The 23,199-nt window shown below is 51.3% G+C and carries 20 protein-coding genes; 9 read left to right on the top strand and 11 right to left on the bottom strand.

What is annotated here, in order from left to right:
- Positions 1–336 precede the first annotated feature (336 nt).
- The 5 genes from glpA to nfsA all read left to right on the top strand — a co-directional run bounded on the left by glpA (position 337) and on the right by nfsA (position 6,071).
- A complete protein-coding gene (gene glpA, locus AC6R10_RS13125; RefSeq protein WP_500672506.1) occupies positions 337–1,992 on the top strand; it encodes an anaerobic glycerol-3-phosphate dehydrogenase subunit A in 1,656 nt (551 codons plus the stop codon).
- The gene (glpB, locus tag AC6R10_RS13120; RefSeq protein WP_500672505.1) at positions 1,979–3,319 is read left to right on the top strand and encodes a glycerol-3-phosphate dehydrogenase subunit GlpB; all 1,341 of its coding nucleotides are present in this window, start codon (positions 1,979–1,981) and stop codon (positions 3,317–3,319) included. The genes glpA and glpB overlap by 14 nt, the downstream gene beginning before the upstream one ends.
- Complete coding sequence (glpC, locus tag AC6R10_RS13115; protein WP_500672504.1) at positions 3,316–4,551, top strand: anaerobic glycerol-3-phosphate dehydrogenase subunit GlpC; 1,236 nt, start codon at positions 3,316–3,318, stop codon at positions 4,549–4,551. The genes glpB and glpC overlap by 4 nt, the downstream gene beginning before the upstream one ends.
- 64 nt (positions 4,552–4,615) lie before the next feature.
- Positions 4,616–5,197, top strand: a complete 582-nt coding sequence (locus AC6R10_RS13110) for a hypothetical protein (protein WP_500637289.1) — start codon at positions 4,616–4,618, stop codon at positions 5,195–5,197.
- Between the two features lie 151 nt (positions 5,198–5,348).
- On the top strand, positions 5,349–6,071 hold the full coding sequence (gene nfsA / locus AC6R10_RS13105; RefSeq protein WP_500672503.1) for an oxygen-insensitive NADPH nitroreductase: 723 nt from the start codon (positions 5,349–5,351) through the stop codon (positions 6,069–6,071).
- A gap of 13 nt (positions 6,072–6,084) precedes the next feature.
- Here the strand turns inward: nfsA and AC6R10_RS13100 are convergent, their stop codons facing one another.
- Genes AC6R10_RS13100 through AC6R10_RS13075 form a run of 6 tightly spaced genes read right to left on the bottom strand, consistent with a single transcriptional unit; the run spans position 6,085 to position 12,898 of the window.
- On the bottom strand, positions 6,085–7,710 hold the full coding sequence (locus tag AC6R10_RS13100) for a protein BatD (RefSeq protein WP_500672502.1): 1,626 nt from the start codon (positions 7,708–7,710) through the stop codon (positions 6,085–6,087).
- Positions 7,710–9,554 (bottom strand): VWA domain-containing protein, encoded by a 1,845-nt coding sequence (locus AC6R10_RS13095; RefSeq protein WP_500672501.1) that lies wholly within the window; start codon positions 9,552–9,554, stop codon positions 7,710–7,712. The genes AC6R10_RS13100 and AC6R10_RS13095 overlap by 1 nt, the downstream gene beginning before the upstream one ends.
- Entirely contained in the window at positions 9,547–10,527 is a 981-nt protein-coding gene (locus AC6R10_RS13090) for a vWA domain-containing protein (RefSeq protein ID WP_500672500.1), read from the bottom strand. Before AC6R10_RS13090 ends, AC6R10_RS13095 begins: the two co-directional genes overlap by 8 nt.
- Complete coding sequence (locus AC6R10_RS13085) at positions 10,508–10,993, bottom strand: DUF4381 domain-containing protein (RefSeq protein ID WP_500672499.1); 486 nt, start codon at positions 10,991–10,993, stop codon at positions 10,508–10,510. Before AC6R10_RS13085 ends, AC6R10_RS13090 begins: the two co-directional genes overlap by 20 nt.
- Before the next feature lies 1 nt (position 10,994).
- Entirely contained in the window at positions 10,995–11,939 is a 945-nt protein-coding gene (locus tag AC6R10_RS13080) for a DUF58 domain-containing protein (protein ID WP_500672498.1), read from the bottom strand.
- A gap of 2 nt (positions 11,940–11,941) precedes the next feature.
- Positions 11,942–12,898, bottom strand: coding sequence for an AAA family ATPase (locus AC6R10_RS13075; RefSeq protein WP_500626746.1), 957 nt, complete (start codon positions 12,896–12,898; stop codon positions 11,942–11,944).
- A 312-nt stretch (positions 12,899–13,210) separates the two neighbouring features.
- Between AC6R10_RS13075 and AC6R10_RS13070 the strand changes: the two genes are divergently transcribed.
- Both AC6R10_RS13070 and AC6R10_RS13065 read left to right on the top strand, forming a co-directional pair.
- Positions 13,211–15,127: a methyl-accepting chemotaxis protein gene (locus AC6R10_RS13070; RefSeq protein WP_500672497.1), complete on the top strand. Its 1,917-nt coding sequence runs from the start codon at positions 13,211–13,213 to the stop codon at positions 15,125–15,127.
- 92 nt (positions 15,128–15,219) lie between these two features.
- Positions 15,220–15,420 carry a restriction endonuclease subunit S gene (locus AC6R10_RS13065; RefSeq protein ID WP_334552116.1) on the top strand — a complete coding sequence of 67 codons (201 nt, stop codon included), beginning with the start codon at positions 15,220–15,222 and terminating at the stop codon, positions 15,418–15,420.
- A gap of 113 nt (positions 15,421–15,533) precedes the next feature.
- On the opposite strand, the gene AC6R10_RS13060 is transcribed toward AC6R10_RS13065, so the two are convergent.
- Together AC6R10_RS13060 and pyrC are read right to left on the bottom strand one after the other, a co-directional pair.
- Entirely contained in the window at positions 15,534–16,685 is a 1,152-nt protein-coding gene (locus tag AC6R10_RS13060) for a GGDEF domain-containing protein (RefSeq protein WP_500672496.1), read from the bottom strand.
- A 132-nt stretch (positions 16,686–16,817) separates the two neighbouring features.
- Positions 16,818–17,846 (bottom strand): dihydroorotase, encoded by a 1,029-nt coding sequence (gene pyrC, locus AC6R10_RS13055; RefSeq protein WP_500672495.1) that lies wholly within the window; start codon positions 17,844–17,846, stop codon positions 16,818–16,820.
- Positions 17,847–18,054: 208 nt separating this feature from the next.
- Here pyrC and AC6R10_RS13050 point away from each other — a divergent pair, with 208 nt between their 5' ends.
- On the top strand, positions 18,055–19,203 hold the full coding sequence (locus tag AC6R10_RS13050; protein WP_500672494.1) for a YcbX family protein: 1,149 nt from the start codon (positions 18,055–18,057) through the stop codon (positions 19,201–19,203).
- A gap of 118 nt (positions 19,204–19,321) precedes the next feature.
- On the opposite strand, the gene AC6R10_RS13045 is transcribed toward AC6R10_RS13050, so the two are convergent.
- Positions 19,322–20,089, bottom strand: coding sequence for a DeoR/GlpR family transcriptional regulator (locus AC6R10_RS13045; protein ID WP_334552112.1), 768 nt, complete (start codon positions 20,087–20,089; stop codon positions 19,322–19,324).
- 182 nt (positions 20,090–20,271) lie between these two features.
- On the bottom strand, positions 20,272–21,177 hold the full coding sequence (locus tag AC6R10_RS13040) for a DMT family transporter (protein WP_500672493.1): 906 nt from the start codon (positions 21,175–21,177) through the stop codon (positions 20,272–20,274).
- A gap of 99 nt (positions 21,178–21,276) precedes the next feature.
- On the opposite strand from AC6R10_RS13040, the gene AC6R10_RS13035 reads away from it, so the two are divergent.
- Positions 21,277–22,080 (top strand): AraC family transcriptional regulator, encoded by an 804-nt coding sequence (locus AC6R10_RS13035; RefSeq protein WP_334552110.1) that lies wholly within the window; start codon positions 21,277–21,279, stop codon positions 22,078–22,080.
- A gap of 32 nt (positions 22,081–22,112) precedes the next feature.
- Here AC6R10_RS13035 and AC6R10_RS13030 read toward each other — a convergent pair whose 3' ends face one another.
- The gene (locus AC6R10_RS13030) at positions 22,113–22,790 is read right to left on the bottom strand and encodes an SDR family oxidoreductase (protein ID WP_500632107.1); all 678 of its coding nucleotides are present in this window, start codon (positions 22,788–22,790) and stop codon (positions 22,113–22,115) included.
- Positions 22,791–23,199 lie beyond the last annotated feature (409 nt).

The following is a 23,199-nucleotide window of genomic DNA, read 5'->3' as shown; positions in this document are numbered from 1 at the left end:
CGGTACTTCGCTCTCATATGAAGTTTATATGAGCGAAAATGTTTTTATTTTGTTCGTTTTTGTTATCTATCCCACACAAATATCATGGTTAATTGGTGGTGTTAACTAATAGTTAATCAGGGATTACGTAGAAATACGCGCTTATAGTACTTTATTATTAGTGTTTTACCTTATTGTTCGCCAGTTGTTCATTAAAACTGTCAATTCTTCTCTTACTGCATCTATGTTGTGAAAATAATCAATTAATGCTCGTTCGAGCATTTGTGAGTGTGATCTCGAAATGATAGCCACAAACCGTGCGAGACTAAAAGCAGAATAGACAAACGGGAGTCGGCGATGGCAACGCGATTTGAAACTCAGGTGGTCATTATTGGCGGCGGCGCAACGGGAGCAGGGATCATGCGTGACTGCGCGTTGCGCGGCATCGATTGTATTTTGGTCGAGCGTGATGATTTGGCTGCGGGCACCTCGGGGCGCAATCACGGTTTACTCCATTCCGGTGCGCGTTATGCGGTGACGGATGCGCATTCGGCGAGAGAGTGCATTCAAGAAAATCGGATCCTTAAACGCATTGCGCGCCATTGTGTTGAAGACAGCAGCGGGTTATTTATCTCATTACCAGAAGATGGTCTTGAGTACCAAAAAACCTTTGTCGACGCATGCCAAGCCGCTGACATAGAGACAAGACTTCTCAGTGCTAAAGAGGCGCTAAAACTGGAACCCAATGCAAATCCAAGCCTGCTCGGCGCGGTGCAAGTGCCCGATGGCACTTTGGATCCGTTTCGTTTGTGTGCCGCCAATGTGCTTGATGCCAAAGATCACGGCGCGCGTTTATTTACCCATACTCAGGTCACGTCGCTTATTCGAGTTGCAGATCAAGTGCTGGGTGTACGCTGCCAAAATAGACGCACGGGCGAGTCCTTTGAGATCTGGGCTGATCAGGTGGTCAATGCTGCGGGCATTTGGGGGCAGACTATTTGCGAATACGCCGATCTCAATATCACCATGTTCCCAGCGAAAGGCTCGCTGTTGGTGCTCGATTATCGCATCAATAATGTGGTGTTAAATCGGTGTCGTCAGCCTGCTGACGCCGACATCCTGATCCCCGCTGATACGATTTCGCTTATCGGTACTACATCAGAGCACATTGATTACGATCAGATCGATCGCCTAGAAGTGAGCGCCAAAGAAGTGGATTTGCTGTTAGAAGAAGGGGCGAAACTTGCGCCGATCATGGCGCAGAGTCGTGTGCTGCGCGCTTATGCGGGGGTGCGTCCTTTGGTCTCGTTGGATGACAATGGCAGTGGCCGAAATATCAGCCGTGGTATTGTGTTGGTGGACCATGAAAGTCGCGACGGCCTAAAGGGCTTCACGACCATTACCGGTGGTAAGTTGATGACCTACCGCTTGATGGCCCAAATGACCACGGATTTGATTGCCACTAAATTAGGTCATGTGGCGGAGTGTGACACTCACCGCCGTCCGCTGCCCGGCTCTGAACCTCCTCAAACCGCTAAGCGTCGCCATGCATTGCAGGCCAAACCGGCAGAATTAGCCGCGGTGGATCGCCACGGTCAACGCGTTATCAGCTATCTCAAGAAAACCCCGCAAAGCCAAAGTGTGATATGTGAGTGTGAAATGGTCACCAGTGGCGAAATCGAATACGCGATTAAAGAGCTTGATGTTCACAACCTGACTGATCTTCGCCGCCGGACGCGTCTTGGAATGGGACCCTGCCAAGGGGAGCTTTGCACCTACCGCGCGGCGGGTCTTTTCGATGAGTTTACCCAATGTAGCGGAATAGAATCAGGTGAGCTGTTGGTCGAGTTTCTTGAAGAGCGCTGGAAAGGGGTGAAACCGATTTTATGGGGAGATGCGCTGCGTGAGGCCGAGTTCAGTTATTGGGTCTACCAGGGCCTATTGGGTATCGAACCCACCGACTTTAACGCACAGTTAACCCGCAACGAGGAGGCGACAGATGCTCAATTATGATGTGGTTGTGATGGGCGCAGGACTATCCGGCCTAAGTGCCGCTCTGCGCTGTTTGCAATTGGGCCTTAAGACGGCGGTGGTCTCTAGTGGGCAAAGTGCGATGCACTTTTCATCAGGCTCGATTGATCTGCTCGCCCACTCGCCAGTGACGGGACAGGCGGTGCGCTTACCGTATCCCGCGATAGACGAACTGACGCAAGCTTGCCCAATGCATCCCTACGCTAAATTAGGCGCAGACAAAGTGCGACAAGCGATGCAATGGTTCGGCGCTATGATGGCTGAGCAAGGCTTACCGATGCGCACCTTGGGTCAAGAAGAAAACCACTTGAGACTCACAACGGTGGGCACGCTTAAACCGACGTGGTTTTCTCAGCCTTATGCGTTGTGTACGGATTTTGACGGGTCAGAGCTCAGCGCTTTTCACCGAATTACTGTGGTCTCGATCGCGGGCTTTCGAGATTTTCACCCTAACATGACTCGTGATTACCTTGCGCAGCAACCGATGTTCACAGGCAAAACCATCCGCAGTATCACTGTAGACCTGCCTTCGCTGCGTGGGTTTGGCCGTCAATGTGGCGATCTGCGCTCTATTGATTTCTCGCGCTTATTGCGACAGCCCCACGTCCTGAACGAATTCGCTCACCAACTTTTACGTGTGTCTCAAGCGGATGATGCCGTGGTGATACCTGCCGTGCTCGGAAATGGCGATGGGCTAATCCTCCTTGAACAGCTGAGAGTGCAGACACAGCGACAGTTATTTGAAGTGGCGACCATGCCACCATCGTTGATGGGCATACGCATTGAAGAGTGTTTGACTCGCGCGGTTCGTCAGTTGGGTGGCGTGGTGCTCAAAGGTGACAGCGTGGTTGGCGGCGAGCTCATCGAGTCGGAATCGGGATATCAGCTGGAGCAGATTTATACCGAGAAGATGAGCAAGACGCCATTGCGTGCGGCTCACTATATTATGGCGACCGGCAGTTTCTTTAGTGGTGGACTGGTGGCTGAGAGACAAGCCGTGCAGGAGCCGCGTTTTCACTTTGACGTTAGTGCCGATGACGAGCGTGACCACTGGGCCAATGACGCGTTTTTTGCTGCCGACTCCCAACCTTTCTTGGCGTTTGGCGTCAAGACCAGTGCCGATTTTTCCCCTCTACTGAATGGCGAGACGGTGCGCAACGTGCGTTGCGTTGGCGCTCTGTTGCAGGGCTTTGATCCGATTAAGCAAGGTTGCGGGGGCGGCGTCGCCATCAGCACCGCTTATCACGCAGCCACTGCAGTCGCAAAGAGCCATCAACACGCAGCTTTTAAAGAGGAGGTTGAGGTATGAACGCTCAAGTTGGTCAATTGTCTTTTGAAAACTGCATCAAATGCACGGTGTGCACCGTGTATTGCCCGGTCGCCAAGATCAACCCTCTTTACCCCGGCCCGAAACAGTGTGGCCCGGATGGCGAACGCTTGCGCATCAAAAGCCCAGATTACTATGATGAGGCCCTGTCGATGTGCACCAACTGCAAGCGCTGCGAAACCGCTTGTCCTTCTGGGGTGCGCATTGGTGATTTGATCGCGAACGCCAAAGGCTCCTTAGGGAAAAAAACGCTTAGCCCCAAAACCGTACGTGATTATGTGCTCAGCCACACCGACTTGTTCGGTTCACTGGCCACGCCGATGGGACACGTTGTCAACAAGATGACGCAACTGATTCCAGTCAAAACCATTTTGGACAAAACCTTAGGGGTGGCTCACCACAAGTCCTTACCTAAATATGCCCAAGGCACGTTTCGCGCATGGTTTAAAAAGCACAAGTCGTCCCAAGCAAAGTTTTCCCGACATGTGAGCTATTTTCACGGCTGCTATGTCAATTACAACCATCCGCAACTGGGCAAAGATGTGGTCGCGGTCCTCAATGCGATGAATTATGGCGTGACCTTACTCGATAAAGAAAAGTGCAGTGGCGTACCTTTGATTGCCAATGGTTTTTTAGATAAAGCGCGCAAAAACGCGCGAATCAACGTTGAGCAGATGACCGCTGCGTTACATGGCTCCAGCCACGGCGTGATCTCAACGTCATCCAGTTGCTGTTTAGCATTGAAAGAAGAGTACCCTCACGTGCTAGGGGTTGAGAATGATGCCATTGTCAACGACGTGCATTTTTTCAGTCGTTTTTTGCTGCGCGCGTTTGAGCAAGGCGAGGGGCCGACACTCAAACCATTAAACAAAGTGGTGGTGTACCACACACCGTGCCACCTTGAGCGGAGCGGTGAGCATCTTTTTACCATCGAACTGCTTAAACGGATCCCCGGTCTAACCGTGATAGTGTTAGACAGTCAGTGCTGCGGATTAGCGGGTACTTATGGATTCAAATCGGAAAATTACGCCACCTCAATGGCGATAGGGGCGCCTTTATTTGCGGCGATGGAAGAATCCGGTGCGGACTATGCGATAACCGACTGTGAGGCGTGTAAATGGCAGATTGAAGAAAATACTTCCCTCGCGTGTCACCACCCGATGACGTTGTTGGCGATGGCGCTTGAGTCTCAATCTCCTTATCCAAGTAATTAAAGACGACACCTTCGATGGCTTAGCGCTATGATGTCAAAGGATAGACAATCAAAAGGATAGGGCGATGAAGTGGTGGCTAGGCTTGAGTATGGTGCTATTGGCATCAGTGGTGAATGCAGAGGAGGAGGCGCATCAGCCCTTTGTACAGGTGTCGATGACATTAGAGTTGGAGGGGGTTGAGCGGGCACTGGATGACACCCGACAGTCGTTAGATACCATTGGTAGCGCGCTTGCAGACATCGCGCAAAGTGAGCACTTGACAGGGCAACAGCAAGAAAAACTCGACCAAACCATTGGCAATCTCAACGAATTGGTATTGCTCTCTAGACAGTCTATGGAGGCACTGCCAAGCGCATTTCAGCACTCTAAACAGACCATCGCCACGAAAAGTCAGCAGTTCTTTGATGAGCTGCGCCAGCAAGTGCTGGTGGCGATCGCACTGATTGGAGTGGTCATCATCGGGATAATATCGGCCATTTTTTGGTTCGTGTTGCGTCCGATGCAAGCGACACTGCTCGGTGCGACTTCACACCTCTCTTCAATGGCCGGAGCAATAAAGACCACGGCACAGGCGCTAGATTCGATCTCTCAGCAGCAAGAGGAGATCGCCAAACGGTTAGAATCGGCGCAGTCTTCCTCGCGTTAATGTGGTAACGATAGACGGATGGGTTCTCCACGCATTCCCCAAAAGGGCGAACCCTCCTCATGGCAAGCGCTATACAGCGAAGAGGGTTTACCCTAACGCCAAAGCACTATAAGGTGTTGATTCTTCATGTTGTGATACTCAAGGATTTGCCATGAACAGCACCATAGACACGTTATTGAATCACCGCTCCATTCGTCAGTTTACGTCTGAGGCGATTGGCCCTAAGCAGCTTGACACTGTACTCAAAGCGGGTTTAGCGGCATCATCATCGAGTTTGTTACAGGTGGTCTCAGTGATTCGTGTGACAGACCCTGACAAGCGGGCACGTTTGGCCGAATTTGCTGGCCAACAGTCTTATGTGGCGAGTGCGGCTGAGTTTCTCGTGTTCTGTATCGACTACCAGCGCCATGTGGAACTTAATCCAAACGTGCAGGCAGATTTTACCGAGCTGACGTTAATCGGCGCTGTTGATGCCGGCATTATGGCGCAAAATTGTTTGGTAGCGGCAGAGTCAATGGGGCTCGGTGGCGTTTACATTGGTGGTTTGCGCAATCGCGCGGCTGAGGTAGATGAGTTATTGGGTTTACCACAGCACTGCGCGGTGTTATTTGGCATGTGCCTTGGGCATCCCGCTCAAGACCCAGATCTAAAACCGAGATTGCCGCTGGAGGTGATTGTTCATCAAAATCACTACCACCCGCTCGATAAACAGGCCGTTGCACACTACGATGAGACCATGCACACCTATTATCAACAGCGCTCCAGCAACAACAAGCAGAGTGGTTGGTCAGAGCAAGTGACGGCCAAATTGTCGGGCGAATCTCGTCCGCACATCTTGGGTTACCTGAACAGTAAAGGATTAGCAAAGCGCTAACCCTTTATCCACCTCAGAGCTTAGCGAGCGGCGAACCTTTCGGTTTGCCGCTGTTGTTTCTTTTGTTGGCTTTTTTAACCAGTGCGATCAAGGTCGAGCTCGACCAAGCGCTGATTTTCGGTGAAAACTGACTGCGATTCATCGCCTCCAACTCGGCGTGGATAGATGCCCGTAACTCTTCTGACATCGACACTTCATCCAACCAGATCGCTGCTAGACGGTTGGCTTGCACATAGTCTTGTTGGCGCAGCGCCTCAATCAACGAACCAGTGCTGTTTAGCGTGGGCTCACGGTTTTGTTGCTCAGTGGTCAGCGTGTGAAGCGCGCGTTTGGTGCGCCACCACAGCCCAAGGGTAATCAGCCAGCCCAGCGCGAGTAGCGCACTCAGCAAAGGCCAAAAACCACGCTCAATGGTGGTAGTGGGTGGGGCGGTCTCGACGGGCGCCGCAGCGGTAATTGAGGGCGCAGTAGAGGCATGGCTTGTGACGGCAGGCTTGATGCTCAGCGTCAAACCATCAACGATTGTTTGGCGCTGGGTCTGTGTGGTGGTGTCCCACCAATCCACGATGACCTCAGGTAGAGTGATCTCTCCAGTCAGTTGAGGGATCAATACTTGTTTTAACTCCATGCGAACGACACCTGGTTGTGGTTCGCTTACCTGCGGCTTTTCGGCGTATTGGCGCACAGACGATGGGTAGGTTATGGACAGATTGGGTAACTGCTCAGCGCTGATCCCAGAGACCTCAAGGGTGAGGGTTCGCGTGATGGAATCGCCTAACTCTAAGCGGTTCGTTGTCTCACTGAGCTCGCCTTGTGATGTTTGCCACTGCTGACGCAGCGTCAGCTCCGAGGCAGGTAGCCAAGTGCCTTGATAGTCGCTTGGTTTATCCAATACGGTGATGGCGTAGCCCTTCGCAGCAGTGCTGGCATCAATCAGGCGGGTACTCCCTTCACGATCACTGCCGTAGACGATACTACCGCGAAAGCCAATACTGTGCAGTGTTTGTGCACCCGGTGTGGTCGCTGTGACTCGATAGTCTTGATCGACAATGGTGACCTCTAATCCATCTATCACACTTTGGTATTGGTTGGGTTCCCCAAGCGGTGAGAGCGTCAGTCCTTGTGCTTGAGGGGCTATAACCTGCGGATTTTGTAGTCGACGCGGATTGGCCTTGACGATGAGCCGAGTGCGCAAGGTGGCACTTTCACCAGGATAGAGTGTCTCTTTGCTCAATGTGGATTGGATTTCAATTAAATCCGAGACTTGTGGCGCATTTTGATCGGCCAAGACGGTAATCTCAATTGGCTCAGAGCGCGCACCTCCGACCTCAAAAGCGGGGATCACTGCGGTGCCAATGCGACTGGCAGCCAGTGAGAGATTCCATTCGCTGCGTGTGGAGCGATTGCCATTGATGATGTTGAGCGAGGAGCCAAAGCTTGGTCGCCCTAGATAAAAGTCATCGCTAAGCAGGCTAAAATCAATGTCATCTGATTCGGCTTTTTGATCCAGTACCACACGCAGTTGGAATACCTCATTTTTCACGACGCGATTTTTATTTACGGTGACTTGAAGCGTGGCGGCGCTGGTGGCGCTAGACCAAAGGAAAAAAAAGATAAAAAGGGATCGAAACGCTGTCATTACCATGTTTTTCCTGTAGATGCTGGGGGAGACTTTTGCTGCGCTTGCAATAGCAGTTGCGCGCGCAATAGGCGGCTAGGATCGCGTGCGGCTTCGACTTGCTCAAGTTTACGCAGCGCGGGATCGATCTCGTTGGCCTTGGTGTCGCCGAGTGTTGCCGATGTGTTAGGCTGCTCAGTTTGGTCGTTTGCCTCCTGCGAACCTCTCTTTAGCTCTGACACCGAGTCTTGTTCAGAATTCGTAGATTGCTCTGCAGTAGCAGATTGCTCTGAACTAGGAGGATTCTCAGAAGCAGAAGGTGCCTCGGACGTAGACTGCTGCGAAGGATTGCTCTCTTGGCTTTGCTGAGGTTCATTGTTTGGGCGCGGTGCTTCGTCTTGTTGCTCGGGCTGCGTGCCAGCGTTGCCTTCAGAGTTTTTACCAGATTGGGAATTTGGCTGAGACGCGGCTTGCTCAGATTGCTCACCTGATTCACCCTGCTGTTGCTGTTGCTGTTGCTGTTGCTGTTGCTGTTGTAGCGCTTGTTCCACAATCGCTTTGTTGTGGCTTGCCGATGAGAGCGCTGGGTTAAGCGTCAACGCTTGCTCATAGTGCTCAATAGCGGCGGAATACTGACCGCTTTGCGCGAGCGCATTGGCGAGGTTGTAGTGTTGGTTGGCCGTTTTTGCGCCGCTTAGGTTTTCAATGGCGGCGTCAAAATCGCCCGCTTGATAGTGTGCCAAGCCTTGCCATTGCGCATCGTTAAACTTCTCGGCGGCAGCCGAGTAGTCACCCGAGAGATAATCTTCATACGCTTGGAGATCTTGGGGTTTAAATGGGTTAGCGGCAACCTCCTGACTGGGCGAGAGCCAGAGCAGCGGCACTAGCAGCGCCGACAGCAAGACGCCACGGCGAAACAGTAGAAGCGAGAGCAGCACGATGAGTGGCAGCAGCCAATAGCCTTGGTTGACCTGATCGCTGACCGATTGATGACTGACGGCGCGAGTGGCTTGGTCGGTTTGATTCATCACGCGGTGAATGAGGTTGATGTCGTCGTTTGTCACCTGAACGGGCACAAAAATACCTCGGCTGGTGGACGCCAAGCGGCGCATATTATCAAAATTGCTTTTCGCGACCACCGTTTGGCCGTTATGCGTCAGCAATTGCCCATCTTGCAAAGGGATTGGCGCGCCGCTTTCAGTGCCAATAGCCAGGACCGACAGCGACCAAGCACCAGAATCGATCAGCTCGGCGCTGCGTGTTTGCTCGTCATCATCCAGATCATCACTAACAAGCAAGATATGGCCGCGATCTAAGCCCGCATTTTTCATCAACTCAATCGCCAGTTCGATGCCTTTGTCTGCCCGAGCGCCCGGGTAGGGCATGATGTCAGGTGAAAGATTGGGCAGCAGGTTAAGTATGGTTTGGCTGTCTGAGGTGAGCGGACTCACCACGTACGCGTCCCCGGCGTAAGCAATCAGCGCGGTGTCACCCTCTTGCCATTGGGCCAATAAATCCGACACCTTGTATCTGGCTTGGCTCAAACGATTGGGTTTGATGTCATTGGCGTACATGGACATCGACATGTCCATCACTATCACTCGCGCTTCGGTGCTGGAAAACGCCGGTCGCTCTGCTTGGCTAAAACTTGGCCCGGATAGCGCAACGATGGCAAGCGTCAGCATTGCGCCTAGCAGTGGCAATAGTCGATGAGTGGGCTGTGATGAGCTCATACCAAGCGCGGCAGCAATGTGCGGCGCAATGAGCGTATGGCTCTTTTGACGTTTGCTGAGCCAGTACAGCAATGCATAGGTGGGCAGCAGTGCCCACAACCACATCGGGTAGAGCAGCGTAAAGTCAGACATGATGCCTCCGCACGATAATCAGGCCGAGTAGGGTGAGAAAGGCGAGCGTGAGCGGGACATAAAACCATTCAGTTTGAGGGCGCCAGACTTGCGTTGCCGACGAGACGGGCTCGAGGGCATTAATGGTGTCGTAGATGGTGGCGAGCTCATCGGCGTTTCTAGCCCGAAAGTACTGTCCGCCGGTTGTCTCGGCGATCGCCATCAAGGTCCGCTCATCGAGATCATGGGCGGTATTGACTTTACGGCTCATAAAGAACTCTTTGACAACCATTTCACCGGCGCCAACACCGACTGTGTAGATGGTCGCGCCATACTGCTTGGCAATGTCTGCGGCTTCAAGAGGATCAAGAACGCCCGAGGTGTTCGAACCATCACTGAGGAGGATCATCACGCGCTGCGGCGCATCACTGTCGATAAAGGTTTTGGTCGCAAGGCCAATTCCTTCACCGATGGCGGTTTTTTCACCGATCAAGCGCAAAACCAATTGATCCACTTGTTTGGCGACGGTATGTCTGTCTAGGGTCAGTGGCGTTTGCAGATAGGCGTGATCAGCAAACAGCACCACGCCGATCCTATCGCCTTCCCGTTTGGCGACAAAATCATTGACCACCTGTTTGACTGCGCTCAGCCGATCAACATAGTCGTCCCCTTGACGCATGTCTTGCTGGCTCATCGAATAAGAGAGATCGAGCACTAACATTAAGTCACGGTGTTTCGGCTGTGTTGTGACGGGATCGCCAAACCACACCGGTCTCGCCGCCGCGAGTAACAGGAGTAGCCAAGTGAGTGAGAGGAGCAGACGTGTGACGCGCAAATTCGGCGTAGCCTGGGCCGCGCCCTGAGGTAAAACCGGCAGATAGAGCGGCGCTCGCTGCGCACTGGCAGGAGCGAAGCGGTAAACCAACAAGGGCAGCGGCAGTGCAAACAGCGCCCACCACCACAGCAGTTGCCAATCAGCCTCGAACAGGGCCACGAGATTTCCTCCGTTTTTTCGGTGGCAGCGCGTGCTCTATCCAATGGGCGCAGTGTTCGATCAACGCCTGAGACTCATCGTTGTGTTGCTTGCTGTAGAGCGCATGTTGCCATTTATCGTAATTGTCGGCAAAGAGCGGGGTGCTCAATTGCTCATCCAAAAATAGATACCACTCTTTTCCTGTTAGCTGAGCGATCTCTTCGCGTGGGAAATAGCACAACGCCGATTGGCGAACCAACTCAATCGCTGATGAGGGAGTGCTGCCTTGTTTCAAAATGCGTAGGGCGGCTTTTTTCGGTGCTAGGCGTTTTTTCTTCCAACGGGTGAAGCCCCAAATAGCGAGCAGGGCCATGATACCGGCGGCGATACTCGCCCACCATGCCCAGGTAAGCGGTAGCCAACTTGGTGGCGAGGGTAACATCATAGGGTCTAGCGGCAGCAATGAAGATTGACTGTTCGAGCTCATTCTAAAATCCGTGTAATTGTTGTTGTAGTGGTTGTGCACTTGAGAGTGCGCTAACGCTCATTCCTAGTTTAAGCGCGAGCCTAGAAAGCTGATTTTGCTTGGCTTTAAAGGCGGCTTCAATGTTTTTTCGCGTTGTTTTTTTTCCAAAATCAATCCATTGGGTATGCTGACGATCCGTCACCTGTTCGCAGCCGCGAAAATCAGTGACGCCTTGCTCAAGAGGATCCCACAACTGCACGATGCGCACGCGATTGTGGGTGTTGAGCCCAGATAGGGTGATCTCATCTTGTTCCGTCAGTCGGGCGAAATCGCTCAGTAGGATAATATCGCTGCCTTTAGGGCAGAGACGGTTGAGTGCTTCCAGCGCGGGTGCCATCGAGCTGTTTTGCGTCACGTGATGGTTCATCAGCGCTTTTTGGTGTTCATTGACCAAGGCGTGATTGAGTGCCAACGCCCCTCGCTGCCTTGGCAGCGGCTTGAGGTCGGTCAGTGTTGAGCCGGTATCGATAACGGCGCCGACTCTATCTTGCCCTTCGGTGGCTATCCACCCGGTGAGCGCGGCAAAATGCGCCGCTTGCACCGACTTTAGTAACAACGTTGAGCCGAACCTCATGCTCGGACTAAAGTCGACATAGACGATAACCGGCTTTTCGCGTTCTTCACTAAACAGTTTGGTGTGTGGTTTGCCTGTGCGCGCCGTGACGCGCCAGTCGATGCTGCGAATGTCATCGCCATGTTGATATTGGCGTACTTCACTGAAATCCATCCCGCGGCCAAGTTGGCGACTTTGGTGTTGCCCTGCCATTTGTGACCACAAACTTTTGGCTGGTGGCAGCCATTTCACCGCGTGCTGCTTAAGATGAAGCAACTCCTTCATGGTGAGGTTCACACCATCACTATGAGGCGGCAGTGTCGGCGTAGGGAGGACGGTATTTTTTGTGACCATGTTTATGCGCTACCGACCAGAGAGAGCAAGGTAGAGACCACGTGATCGCGGCTGATGCCTTCTGCTTGGGCTTGGTAGGTCAGCAGCAGTCGATGTCTTAGCACAGGGTAGGCCATTGCTTGGACGTCTTCTGGCGTAACAAAATCTCGCCCGGCCAACCAAGCGTGAGCGCGTGCGCATCGATCCAGTGCGATGGTGGCGCGCGGGCTGACGCCCATCTCCAGCATCGTTGCAAGGTTGTCGTCGTACTGCTCGGGCTCGCGGGTCGCCATCACCAATCGGATGATGTACTGCTCGACGCTCTCAGCCATATGTACGTTGAGCACTTCTTGTCTGGCGGTGAAAATATCGTGTTGCGAGAGTTGCGGTTTCTGCGCGCCGACTTCGCCTTTGGCTTCGCCGCGGTTTAAGCGTAGGATCGCGAGCTCACTGTCGGCGTCAGGGTAGCTGACGTTAAGGTGGAGCAAAAAGCGATCAAGCTGAGCTTCAGGTAAGGGGTAGGTGCCTTCTTGCTCAATCGGGTTTTGCGTCGCCATCACCAAAAACAGCTCAGGCAGCGGGTAGGTTTGCTTGCCGGCGGTAATCTGTTTCTCTGCCATGGCTTCTAGCATTGCGGCTTGTACTTTGGCGGGGGCACGGTTGATTTCATCAGCGAGCAGCAATGAATGGAAAATCGGACCCGGTTGGAAGCGAAATTCCCCAGTTTCTGGTCTAAATATGTCGGTTCCGGTCAAATCCGCTGGCAATAAATCCGGTGTAAACTGCACGCGATGGAAGCTGCCTTCAATGCAATCGGCTAAGGCTTTTACCGCGCGCGTTTTAGCAAGCCCCGGTGGTCCTTCGACAAGGATGTGGCCGTCAGCCAAGAGTGCAACAAGCAATTGCTTGACCAATTCACTTTGACCAATCACTTGACCGTTCAAATAGTGTTGCAGCTGTGATAGAGCGTGAGTGTGCATGAGCCGTATCTCTCCATGAGTTCTCGCCATAGGCGATAGCGCAGGTTAAGTCTCTGATATTGAGAACAATTAGAATATGGGTATTTTCCCTCGAGATACAACTCTTTCCCCGGTCAATTGACCAAAATTTTGCCAATGGGCTAAGGCATTGTGGAAATACAACCAAAGTGTGAGCTAGTCTAAATGAAAGAGGTAAAGTAATGCTTAAACCTTACGATATAAGTAAAGTGAATAGCACACTCGATGGCTTAGGCTCAGTGAAAGCAGTCTGTCACGGGATGTGCTTGTTTGTTCAACAGGGCTAGGATCAGCATGATAAATTTGAACTCCATTAGTATTAAACAGAAAGTGGTCGCAGGGATTACCTTTGCGGTACTGGCATCTACCATCATTGTCGGCGTGATGGCTCAACGTCAAGCAAGAGCTGTATTAGAGCATCGCTTGATCGATATTGAGTTGCCAACCATGCTGGAAAAAATCAAAGGAGAAATCGACAACGAAGTGAGTCAGTTGTTGATGGCAGCACAACAGATCGCCAACAATGAGTTCACCCAGCAAGCGATCAACACTCGTAATATCGATGCCGATAGCGAGCGTCTTTTGGTGAAGTCGCTAAATAACGTCCGCACGCAGTACAAACTCAACGATGCGTCAGTGGCCAACCGAGAGACCGCCTACTACTGGAACCAAAATGGCTTCCTACGTGAGCTTAACAAGCAGCAGGATGGTTGGTTCTTTGGCTTCACGCAGTCCGGCAATGCGACTATGGTCAGCATGTTCCAAGAGGCCAGCGGTGAAGTGAAGATGTTCGCTAACTTCCAGCAAGTCGACGGGTTCTCCATGTCAGGGGTGTCAAAATCAATGGATGACATGGTGAAGCTACTGAATGGATTCAAGATTGAGCAAACCGGCTTTGTCTTTTTAACCAACGCCAAAGGTGAAGTACAAATCCACCGCGACCAAAGTCAATCAAAAGCGACATTGGCGCAACTCTATGGTAGCAACGCGTCTGATCTATTGGATAAGTCAGACTTTAACCTTGTCCAAGCGAATTACAACGGCCAAAACGTCTTTGTTTCTTCCACTTATATTCCGGTCATGGATTGGTTTGTAGTGGGCGTGGTACCCGTAGATGAAGTGTTCGCGGATTTGACCAAAGTGGCGCATCAAATGCTGATCACGACCATTGTCGTCGCGGCACTGTTTATTTTGATGGGGCTGTTTTTGGCCAACAGTATTGCTAAGCCGATTCGTGCGATTGCACTGCGTTTTAGCGATCTGGGCAAAGGTGATGGCGATCTTTCTCAACGTATCGAGATCAAAGGCCGCGATGAAATCGGTCAATTGTCAGAAGGGTTTAACGGCTTTATTGAGAAGATTCATCAATCAATGAAAGAAGTAGCCTCGACCAGTAGCGCGCTTCAATCAGCGGCGGATGGGGTCTCACACAAAGCCAACACCACGCACGACAATAGCCAAGTGCAGCGTGATCAAACCATACAAGTCGTGACCGCGATCAACCAGATGGGCGCCACCATCAGTGAGATCGCAACCAACGCTGCCACGGCTGCGGAAACTGCCACCCAAGCGTCCGACAACAGTGAAGTAGGGCAACAAGTGGTCAGCAAAGCGAAAGATGCCATCAGTCGTCTCGCACTTGATATCGAAAATACCGGTCAAGTGGTGGAGCAGTTGGCGTCGACGACACAAGAAATTGGCTCCATTTTGGACGTGATTCGCGACATTTCCGAGCAAACCAATTTGTTGGCGCTCAATGCTGCGATTGAAGCGGCACGGGCGGGCGAGCAAGGTCGAGGCTTTGCGGTTGTGGCGGATGAAGTCCGTAATCTCGCCAGTCGAACCGCCGATTCGACCGAAGAGATCCAGAAGATGATCAACCAGTTACAAAGCGATGCCAAAGACGCGGTAACGGCGATGGAGGCGGGTAAATCCGTTACGGGTGAAGGGGTGTCTGCGTCGGACGAAGCGGTGAAAGTGCTGCTGAGTATCTCAGAGCGTATCCATGACATCTCGGATCGCAACACTCAAGTGGCGACAGCGACGGAAGAGCAATCTACTGTGGTGCACACCATCAATCAGAATATTGAAGAGATCAACGCCATCAATGAAGTGACCACTAGCACGGCGGAAGAGTTAGCAGCAGCGAGTACTGAATTGAAAGAGTTGTCCGTCCGCTTGGATAAAATGGTCGGCAGCTTTAAGCTATAACGACGTACAACGCTTTCGCGTGTCAAACTAGAAACTCTGGGGTTAAGTAGGTAAACTTGCCCCAGTTTTATTTTGGTAAGGGTATGTCAATCATGAGTGATGTTGAAAAAGAACTGGAGCTGATGTCTCAAGAGATGGGGGATGAGCCAGAGGTGGCATTGCCATCAATCGAAGAGCAAAAAGCCATCGCACAAAAGCTGAAAGAGCTTGAAGCCGAAGGTAAATTGACTCCAGAGGTATTGGAAGAGTACTTTGGAAAATTCTACGCCAAGACGGACGCGCCGATTCACTGATTGCGCTGGTTTACTTGGTCAAGAAAGCAGAAGAGAAGGTTGGCATTGCCAACCTTTTTGCTTTTTATCCCCTATGGCCGTTGTGTTGATCGACGTGGGCGCGGCGCCAATGACTATCTGGCGACGACTTGGTTTCTGCCCGCCTTTTTCGCCTCATACAGCGCTTGGTCAGCGCGTGATACCGCTTCACTCCAAGTATCATGCATGTTGAGGCTGCTGACGCCAAAGCTTGCTGTGCAGAATTCATCGTGCTTAGGAAGCAAGTGAGTGCGCTCAATGACCTGACGCAGCTTCTCTGCGACAAATTCAGCGTCTTCAAGTGACGTTTCGGGCAAAATGAGCAAGAACTCTTCACCGCCGTAACGAAAGCAAAAATCGTTGGCGCGCGTTTCCACGTGCAGAATACGACCGATACTGTTTAACACGCGATCGCCTGTTTGGTGGCCATAGAAATCGTTGATCTCTTTGAACCGATCAATATCCAGCAATACGAAAGAGAGATCGGTTTGAAAACGGCGTGCTCGGGCGGACTCTTTGGGCGCCAATTCAGACAGTGCACGTCGATTATAGAGTTGGGTGAGGTCGTCTTTCAGGGATGTGTCGTAGATGGTGGCGACCAAGCGGCCGGTTAGGAGCCAAGTGATCGAAAAGCCAATAAAAATCACCATAGAAATGAGAGAGATGAACGCCAGTTGGTGCACTAAGCCAGACTGCATGAAATCCTGAATTTGTTGTTGGAACGGCAAAATAGCGACGCGAAACAGGCTGTATCCACCTTGAATAATCATGGCAATAGAAAGTAACCGTTTTGAGCCAGGGATGTCTTTGTGCGTCCCTTTGAGGTTGGCGTATAAGGTGAGAAAACACATTAATGCAATAAAGCTTGCGACCAAAAAAATCCGTACATTGGTCGAGGGAAAGAAATAGGTAAAGTAGGTCAACCCCAAAATGATCATCGGCAAGCCATAGTAGCCGATGTTTGCCAAACGATGAGGAAAGCTGCGCAACAAGCACACGCCGTGGAGCAGCAAAACAAAGCTCAGTACAATCGCTGAATTGGCGGTGATCTTTGAGATCCAGTAAGAGGTGTGATTACCAAAACTCAGAAATAGAAAACCCACGCCGAGCAAAAGCAGCGCCAGCGCTATGGTATTGATTCCCCTAATGTTTGGCTGTAGGCGCTGAATCAGCAAAAGCCCACACGCGTACGTAAACGACAAAAAAACACAAATCACCGACAAGGTCGGAATATCTAAACGCGGCAAGTTTATGATCCATTTGATTTATTTGTGTTTAAGTGTAGTTGATATAATTGTGTTTAATAGAAAAAGACCACCGAATTCGGTGGTCTTAGTCAATAAAAGTGACCGATGGCTCGATCGCGCGCGGGGTGTGGCTTATTTCACACGCCAAGCGATGGTTTCGCCGCCACGAATGGGCACCACGATGTCGTCACCAAACGGCATGGTTGCTTCGACCGACCAGCTATCTTTCACCAAAGTGACGGTGTCGCTGTTGCGAGGGATGCCGTAAAAATCAGGGCCGTTGTGGCTGGCGAAGGCTTCCAGTTTGTCCAGTTTTCCTTCGTTCTCAAACACTTCAGTGTAGAGCTCTAACGCTGCGTGTGCAGTGTAAGAACCCGCACAGCCGCAAGCCGCTTCTTTTTTGCCCTTGGCGTGTGGTGCCGAATCGGTGCCCAAGAAGAACTTCTTGCTGCCACTGGTGGCCGCTTCAATCAATGCTTTTTGGTGGGTGTTGCGTTTAAGGATCGGCAGGCAGTAGAAATGTGGGCGAATGCCGCCGACAAGCATATGGTTGCGGTTGTAGAGAAGATGGTGAGCGGTAATCGTTGCTGCGACATTGTCATTGGCGTTATTCACAAACTCAGCGGCATCGGCAGTGGTGATGTGCTCAAGAACAATCTTTAGATTAGGAAAGTCATTGACGATTGGCGCAAGTACAGTGTCGAGGAACGCTTTCTCACGATCAAAAATATCCACGTCGTGATGAGTCACTTCGCCGTGCACTAACAGCAGCATGCCCACCTCTTGCATCGCTTCAAGCACGGGGTAGATGTTTTTCGCATTGGTCACCCCAGAGTCGGAGTTAGTGGTCGCACCCGCTGGGTAGAGTTTCGCTGCCACCACTTTGCCTGATGCTTTTGCTTGGCGGATATCCTCGGCGGTGGTGTTGTCAGTCAGATACAGCGCCATCAATGGTTCGAACTGCTCGCTTGGCTTTTCTGCCAGGATGCGCTCTCGGTAAGCCAGCGCCATCTCGGTGTTGGTCACAGGTGGGATAGTGTTTGGCATGATCAGCGCGCGGCCGTTGTAGCGACTGATGTCACGCACGGTGTCTTTGAGTACGTTACCGTCGCGTAAGTGAACATGCCAGTCGTCAGGACGTGTGATCGTAAGTGTTGTCATTGATTGCTCCCACCATAGATTGAATTATCGGATTGGAGCCTAAACGCGGCGAAAAGTGTGAAGGCAAACGCTTACGTTTAGGCGACAGGATGATAGAGCAAAGTCACTGGAATTTCATCTACTTTCTCGGATTTTGACCGATTTCGCCTTAAGTATCCGCGCGCCGCAGCGTATACTGCTGAGACAATCATTACGCTTAGGATTAGCAATGTCAGCGCCAGATTCTTCACAACAACCGCAACTCTCCCAAATCAATGTCTACCCCGTCAAATCGGTGGGTGGTATTGCACTTTCGACCTCGTGGGTGGAAAAACAAGGCCTCACGTTTGACCGTCGCTTTATGCTTGCGACTGCCGATGGTCAAATGGTCACCGCGCGCAAGTTCCCGCAGATGGTCACGGTTCGTTCCAGTTTAACGGCAGATGGGCTTGTGATAACCGCCGAGGGGCATGCGCCACTTCGCTTACGTTACGACGCGTTTAAAATGCAAGCGGCGTCTGCTCAAGTGTGGAATGACCGATTTACTGCCTACACCACCACGGATGAGGCTGATGACTGGTTTAGCGCAGTCATTGGTCAACGGGTAGAGCTGCTTTATACCGGCGAACAGTCCAATCGTCTGCGTGAAAAGCTGGGCCACAATGTCAGCTTCGCTGATGGTTATCCGTTGCTTATTGTCAGTCAGGCGTCGCTTGATGAACTCAACCGCCGTAGCCCTGAACGCCACGATATGGAGCAGTTTCGCACCAACTTAGTGGCGGGAAACACTGCGCCTTTTGAGGAAGATCGTTGGAAGCGCATTCGAATCGGTGACGTTGAATTTGAAGCGGTGAAGCCTTGTGAACGCTGTGTGTTGACTACAGTGGAAGTCGAAAAAGGCGCGTTTCGTCGAAGTAAAGAGCCTTTACAAACCTTATCGCAATTTCGCGCCAATGAGCGCGGTGGCGTGTTCTTTGGTCAAAACTTGGTCGCAAAGAACGAAGGCTTGATTCGACAAGGTGATGAGATAGAAGTGTTGGAGTACAAAGAGCCAGAGTTCTACGCTGACAAAGGTCAGCCGAGCCTCTCTGCTGTGGAAGCGCCAGTGCAGGACTCAGTAAAATCGCTGACCATCAGTGTCAACGGCAACATCTTCAGTGGTGATAACCAACGCACCTTACTTGAGCAAGCGGAGGACGCGGGTATCCCGATGGCAAACAGTTGTCGTGCTGGGCTGTGTGGTGCGTGCCGCGTTACGGTGGAATCTGGTGAAGTGGACCAAGAAGATGTGCCGGCACTTCATGGCTTTGCTCACGAACCGGGGTTAGCGTTAGCTTGCTGCTGTGTGCCGAAATCGGACATCGAAGTCATCAGCTAAATAGATCAGTTAAATAAAGAGATAACCTTACCTCTGAAATGAAACAAGCCCCAATCGCGCGGAAGATGTGCAGCATATAATCCGTGCGATTGGGGCCTGAATGTGAGAGGGGTTCTCACTATCCGCTGACAACAATAACCGGCGTGTCGTTTTCTTGTGCAAACAGCGCAATCTCTTCCGGCGGCGCTTCGTTGGTGATGACTAAATCAATGTCGGCCAAGGTACCCAGTTTTACCATCGCATTGCGGCCAAATTTACTTGAGTCGACGCCAAGAAAGACACAACGGCTATTTTCCATAATTGCGCGTTTGACGCGCACTTCATGATAATCGAAATCCAGCAATGAGCCATCGAAGTCAATTCCGCTGATGCCCAAGATGCCGAAATCGAGGCGGAACTGGGAGATGAAATCCAGTGTCGCTTCACCCGTCACACCGCCGTCCTTACCGCGTACTTCGCCGCCTGCCAAGATGACTTTAAAGTCCGGTTTGCTCATTAATAGGGTGGCGACATTGATGTTGTTGGTGACGATACGTAAGTTTTGATGCTTGCTCATCAGTGCTCGTGCGACGGCTTCAGGCGTTGTACCGATGTCGATAAATAGGGTGGCACCGTCAGGGATGTGAGTCACAAGTTCTTGTGCTACTTTGCTTTTTTCCGATTGGTGAGACACTTGACGGATTTGATAGGAAGAATTTTCTGAGCTTGAGACAATGGTCGCGCCGCCGTGGTTACGGCGGATCTTGTTCGCCTCGGCCAGCTCGTTTAAGTCACGACGAATTGTTTGTGGGCTGACATCAAAACGCTCAACTAACTCTTCGGTACTGACGAAACCTTGGGTTTGAACGAGCTCGATGATCTCTTGATGACGTTTTAACGCTTTCAAATTCACTTCCTTATTAAATGGCGTACAACACAGAAGTGTACGGACAGTCGCAGAGAAAAGCCAATGAACTTGGTCGTTCGAAGTGAAAGTATGCGCGTTTTCAGAAAATGTTCACAAAAACGCGCGTGACGAATTTAAGGTTTCATCGGAAAAACTCGGACTCGCGCATCCGGAGTGGGCGACTAGGCCGTCTCTTTGGCCACAGGTGATGCCAATAGCGGTTTGGCTCGCCCGAGTTTGAGCTGCGACAAAATGACCCCAGTGATCACCATCAATCCTCCGACAAGGTGATAGAAATGCATAGTTTCACCCAGTAACACAGAGGCTAATGTCACCGCTAAGATCGGCAACAAGTTCATAAACATTGCGCTTGAGTCAGCGCCGATCGCATCTATCGATTTGACCCACATCCAAGGCGCGAGCACTGAGGCGGCGATGCCAGCGTAAGCGATAAGCGGCAGAGCATCGCTACTGGGTATTGGCGACGCGCTGGTGATGAGCAGTGGAAATAGCATCATGAGTGCAAACACGCCTTGTAAATAGATGACGACCCAGTTTGAGAGCGGCATTTTCCAACGTTTAAGCAACACGCAGTAGGCGGCGTAGCAAAGTGCGGCTAACAGCATCAAGCCGTCTCCTGGCGTCATATCTTGATGGAGGAAATAGGTCATATCGCCTTGGCCCAACATATAGCTCAAGCCGATTAATGAAAGTACGCCACCGAGAATACTTACCGCAGAGATCGATTTACCCAGCAAGGGGACACTCAGAAACACACTAAGCAGCGGCACCAAAGAGGTGATGAGCGCCATGTTCGAGGCGGTCGTTGTTAAGCCTGCGTAGTAACCGAGCGACTGGTTGAGCACCATGCCCAGCATGGCAAGAAACGCCAGTTTCGTCAGGTGTGGTTTGACGTGGTGCCACTGTTTCACCACGCTCGGAAGACAAAAAGGCGATAGAAGTACTACGGCAACAAACCAGCGATAGAAACTCATCGCACCGGGTTCAATGTGGCTGGCGGCCAGTTTGGTTACGATGGTATTCCCGCCCCAAATGAATACGGTAAACAGTGGAAGTAAGTAGTTCATGTGAGCCCCATCGCAAAGTAATCAGTGGAACCGAGTGTGACAGGTCTATATAATTACAAATATCTCCATTAAGACATTGCGCGTCATAGGAAGACAATCTTGAGAAAATCGGCGAAACACCTTCATCCTTCCTTATCCATTGATAAGGCACCATCAGACGTATTTATGAATTTCGAGGCGTTTCTTTCGAATACAGAAACGCGTATGCATAGCCACCCTTGGGGGCAAGTTCAACTGATCAGTGGTGGGATATTGGAGATGGAAGCCGAAGATACGCGCTTTTTGGCTCCGCCCCATTTGGCTATTTGGGTGCCTGCGGGCGTTCGTCACACCAGTTACAATCGCAAACCTATTTCCTACTGTTCTCTCAATGTGGCGCAATCGCTGACGACAAATTTCCCAGATAGAACCAGCCTGATTAAAGTGACGCCGATTGTTTCCGCGATCATTGATGATTTTCGTCAGCGAGACATCAACGTTGCTGATTCTGATGCGGATAAACGCTTGGTTCAGGTGCTGCTTGACCAATTAGCCACCCGAGATACTCAGCATCACTTCTTGCCCTCGAGCGATCATAAATATTTAGCACCGATTCTAGCGGCGGTGGAAGAGAACCCCATCGATAACACGAGCTTGTCGCAATGGGCTGAGCGCGTCCATACCACAGAACGCACGTTAGCCCGTCACTGCCAAGCCGAGCTGGGGATGAGTTTTACCGAGTGGCGATTGCGCGTTCGTTATCTGCATTCGATGGAACTGCTGCGTAATGGTCACTCGGTGAAAGAAGTGGCGTTGACGCTCGGATATAACCAAGCCAGCCCCTTTATTGGCATGTTTAAGAAGTACTCTGGCCAAACGCCAGAGCAATACAAGAACAAACTACTTCATCCGGACAAAGGCTAAGATAGCCGCAAGCGTGAGCCAAGTAGGTCGGATTACTCCAATTCCACTGGCGGTCTAAAGACCATTTCATGAATGACGACATCGTCCGGTAGGTTCAATAAAGTGAGGACGGTCTGTGCCACGCTAGCGGGCTGCATATAGTTAGGGCGACTGGCAGCGCGAAATCCAGTGTCTGTACCACCTGGGAATAAGTTGGTGACTTTAATGCCGTGTGGTTGCGCTTCTTTCATCAATACGCCCGTCAGACCTGCCAATCCTTGCTTCATCGCCGTATATACCCCCATGGTTTCACTGGAGCGTTTGGCCACGGTACTGGCGACGTTAATGATGTAGCCGGATTGCTGCGCTTTCATCAGTGGTAGCGCTTCTCGGCAAAGAAGAGCGGGAGCACGTAGGTTGATCGCGTATTGCTGGTCAAACTCTTCTAGGGTGAACTCATCAAGGCCACACTTTCGGCTGTTCATGCCGGCGTTATTGATCAGCACGTCTAGCCCACCTAAGGTGTCGGTCGCTTGCTTGAATAGCGCTATGCACTGGTTGGCGTCGGCAAGATCAAACGCTGCGACATGGCATCCGGTCTCTTGTTGTAAGGTGGCCAGTGCTGCTGCATTTCTTCCGGTGGCAAACACTTGGTGCTGCTGGGCGCAGAGCTGCTGCGTCAGCGCGTAACCAATTCCACCACTCGCGCCAGTAACCAGTATCTTCATCATCCTTTCCTTATGTTGGTGTTGCTCTGTTTGGATGAAGTCTAACAGAGGCGCAGTGAAAAGAATTGGTCAACATACACAGGAATTGACTAACTTGGGTACATAAACAAAAATCCCCCCTCGCTGCGCATTAATTTGAGCGCAGTGAGGGGGGATGTGATTAGCCAATGTCGTTGTTAGTCTGTACACGCTTCGCGCCAGATTTGTTTTGTAAATCTAGAAGAGCGATCTCGGTTTGCCAAATAATTGTTGATAATGATATCGATTATTCTTCCTAAACTGTGATCTCACTTCAAAATTGTGTAGGGTCACCACGCTATCGAGTTCCTGTCTCTACTCAATCACTGAAAGGGCGGGATGCAATCTTTATCACAATCTTATTAAACACTTTGCTAAATAACTGAAAAATTTG

This window comes from Vibrio sp. R12-SG2-ISO1 (assembly GCF_059834045.1).
Note: the sequence above shows the minus strand (reverse complement) of the source record. Positions and strands in the feature narration are given on the sequence as shown.